This window comes from Promineifilum sp. (SeqCode) (assembly GCF_041918635.1).
GTDB lineage: Bacteria > Chloroflexota > Anaerolineae > Promineifilales > Promineifilaceae > Promineifilum.
In genome coordinates, this window is sequence record NZ_JAYRVJ010000404.1 from 1 (window position 1) to 3,399 (window position 3,399).

Sequence of the window (3,399 nt, forward strand, 5' to 3'; positions counted from 1 at the left end):
CGCCTGTTCGATCTTGCGCACCGTCTTCTGCGCATTTTCCAGTGTATGGTCGAGCGCGGCGACCTTCGCGCCCTCACGGGCCAGCCGCAGCGCGGCGGCCTTGCCCAGGCCAGAGCCAGCGCCGGTAACCAGCGCCACTTTATCGTTCAGGGTCATAGTACTTCACCTACCGTATTGGGATGAATTCCTCGATAACTATAGGTGAAGCCGGGCCGACGCGACTGTATCCCCAGAGAGAAAGACAGATATATATCCGGTACATTTTGTAGAAACCGAGTTTCTCGGAAGAAACTCGGTTTCTATCGCACGATCTGCTTCACCGCCCCCACAATCTCCCGCGGCGTATAGGCCAGCCCGCGCTTGGCAACCTCGGTCAGCACCCAGGCAATGGCCAGATCGCGCGCCGCCTCAATACCCGCCGGCAGCCGGTTGTTGGCCCGCAGCGTGTCCAAAAAGGCGTTGGCCTCCAGCGCCAGCGAGGCCAGATCGTTGCGCGTCGCCATCTCGTCGGCGCGGGCGTTGAGCCGGCGCAGCAGTTCCGCCTGCACCCAGGCTGTGCCCTCGTCGCGCGTCACGACCGCCCCGTGCTCGGCCAGCCGCACGACGAACCAGTCAGCCGCCAGCCGGCTATAGAACAGCGTCCGGTTGCTGGTGTCCAGCCGGGCCGTCGAATCGCCCATGACCAGCCGCTCCACGCGATCCACCGCCTCGCGGGCCGCCTCGGCCATCGTCACGAACAGCTTCAGTTCGCCGCTGCGCCGTTGCAGCCGCGCCCGCACCCAGGCCGCCGCCTCCTCGACCGCCAGCCGGATGCCCAGCCGCGCCGCCTCCGCTTGCAGCCACTCCCCGGCCAGGGCCAGCTTGAAGCCGCTCTTAACGCCGCCGGCCGGCACAGTCAGATCCCCGCGCGCGTCGAGATGCTCCACGTAATCGATGGCCGCGTCGGCCAATTGCAGGACGGCCGCCAGCCGCCGCTCGGCCCGCCCCTGCCGCACGCGGTGAACGACCGCCCAGGCGACAAAGAGCGCCAGAACGATGAGCGCCAGCAGCGCCACGGGTCTCAGGAGCGCCTCGATCGCGGCGGCGATGGGTTCTATCTGTTCCGTAACGTCCTCCATAGAGGGGCCGGACGACAAGCGCGCCCGGCCCCTACGCAATCAGGTCAACCGGCCGGCGCGGGCTGCCGCCCGGCCAGCCGCTCATAGAAAGCCCAGTCGTCGCCCATCAGTCGCCGTATCTCGGCCGCCGGATAGGGCTGCCAGAGCGGGCTGCGCGGGTCTTTGGGGCTCGCGTTCGCGCCGTGAATGATGTCCACCAGCCAGGCAATCGATTGGAGCGTGATGATGCGGGCGTCAGGCCGGCCGCGCAGGAAGAGGATGTCGCTGCCGACCGAGCTGTCGTCGAATGGTCGCGCCCGCCAGACCGACGTGCGGTAGCAAAGGGTGCTGCCGGGCATCCACGGCTCCGGGCCGGGCGGGCGCGTCGAGTGCCACGTCCCGCCGGTCGCCGGGTTGTAGTGCAGCACATTGTCCAGCCCGCACAGATCCGCCTCCCGCCGCACCAGAGCGGCGACCTGATAGCTGAGCCGCCAGGGCGCGTACCACGTGTCGTCGTCCCAATGGGCGATAATCGGCCCCGCCGCTCGCTCGCAGGCCACGTTGTGCTTGTGCCCGATGGACTGGCGGCCGGCCAGACGGACGTAGCGGATGGCGATCCCGTCGGCGCGCTGCGCGGCCTCGCCCGGAATCAGGTCCTCGACCGCCTCCTCGCCGTCATCGACGATGATCAACTCCCGGTTGGGGTATTCCTGCCGCCGGAACAGATCGATGGCCTGCGCCGCGAAGTCGCGGCGGTTGTAGGTCGGCATGATGCAGGACACCAGGGGCGCGGGCAGCGCCGTCGGGTCGGCCAGCAGCGCACGCGCCTCAGCCACGTAGCCGGCGGCGATGGCCGGCGACACGCCGCGCAAAGCGTCCGCGATCCGCTCCGGGGCGGCCGCGGCCAGTTGCGGCAGCGAGTCGATCGCCAGCTCATTGAGCGCGACCGCGCGCCCCGGGCCGATGCCGCGCACGATGGTCAGCGGCGTGGAGGCGACGGCCAGGTCGGGGGCGCGCGCCGCCCATTCGCCCGGCGTCGCGACCATGAACGCGCGCAAATCGTCCTCGACGGGCCTGACGCGCGGGCGGGCCGCCGCGCGCATGGCTTCCAGCGGCCCACGGGCCATCGCGCCCGCTCCCGTCGCCACCGGGACGCGCACGGCCCGCGTGGGGCGGGCCACGGCGCGCAACGCGACAGCCGGCGGCACGGCGGCGTCGCCAGTCGTCGCCGGCTCATCGCAACACGGGCCGCACGGCGTGGCGCAGTAGGCGCAGACGCAGCCCGACTTGCCGTCGGGCCGGCGACCGGGCGGCGTGGGCGGGCACAGACCGCCGGGCGGCGCGGGCGCGGGCCGGGTCGGCGGTGTGTCATAGGCGTAGTCAAAGCCGAGGACGGTGATGTCGCCGGGGGCCTGGGCCACGAAGCAGATGGGGACGGTCGCCGCCTCCACCGGCGCATAGGCCACCCGCCGCACGACCAGCGCTGCCCCGGCCGGCAAGACCAGGTGTAACTCCGCAGCCACCGCCGCGGCGGGCGTCGTGGCTTGCAGCCGGTGATCGGTCTGATCCGGCTGGATCGCCAGGGCAGTGATCGCGCCCACCGGCGCGCCGGCCTCGTCCAGCCAGTGCAGTTCGACGCGCGGCGGCCCCCCCGCGCCAACGCCGCCGATCTCACCCTCGAAGTGCAGCGAGAACGGCTGGGCCGCCGCGACCGGGAAGCTCTGCAACAGGCTGGCCGCTTGGCTGCCGGCGTTGCTCAGTCGCAGGCCGCCCGCCACGGGCAGTAGCGCGACGCCCGCGGCCGTCGCCGGGGCCAACTGCCAGCCGACCACCTCGCCATCGTCATTCACCTCCAGCAGATCGCCGTTGACCGTCGTCTCGGCCGTGGCCTGGAAGGAGACGGCGTCCACGATGGCGTTCTTACCCGGCGGGGTGATGAAGCGGATCTCGGCCTGGGTCGCGCCGGCCGGGGCGACCAGCCGGACGCGGTGCAGCAGTAAGTCGGGCCAGTCCTCAGGCTGCAAGGGATCGACGGCCGGGCACGGCTTGACCGCGCGATCCTCATCAATCCGCAGCGGCACGCGGTCGGTGCGCTGCAACGCACAGGCGTCGCCGCGCCAGATGACTTCGGCCATCGCGCCGGCGGCCGTGGCGATGCCCCAAAAGCTGAAGTCATAGGTGCGCCCGCCCGTCGCGCCCACCGCCTGGGACAGCGACGACGGGCGCGGCGGCTGCGCGGCGCACTCCTCAGCCGTGACCGGGCCGAATAGCGCCGCCAGTCGGTACGGCTCGCCCAACCCCA

3 protein-coding genes are annotated in these 3,399 nt (G+C 71.3%); all 3 read right to left on the bottom strand.

The genetic code is table 11. From position 1 onward, the window contains the following. Positions 1 to 156: SDR family NAD(P)-dependent oxidoreductase (locus ACE3UY_RS12525; protein ID WP_374687854.1), on the bottom strand; the 156-nt coding region annotated here is incomplete at its 3' end. Between the two features lie 143 nt (positions 157 to 299). Then, positions 300 to 1,118 (bottom strand): hypothetical protein, encoded by an 819-nt coding sequence (locus ACE3UY_RS12530; RefSeq protein ID WP_374687852.1) that lies wholly within the window; start codon positions 1,116 to 1,118, stop codon positions 300 to 302. Positions 1,119 to 1,162: 44 nt separating this feature from the next. After that, on the bottom strand, positions 1,163 to 3,399 hold a 2,237-nt coding region (locus ACE3UY_RS12535; protein ID WP_374687853.1), incomplete at its 5' end, for a glycosyltransferase.

What these genes read in the sequence shown, in the direction of transcription:
- ACE3UY_RS12530 (WP_374687852.1), bottom strand. Translation starts at nt 1,118, where the DNA reads ATGGAGGACGTTACGGAACAGATAGAACCCATCGCCGCCGCGATCGAG.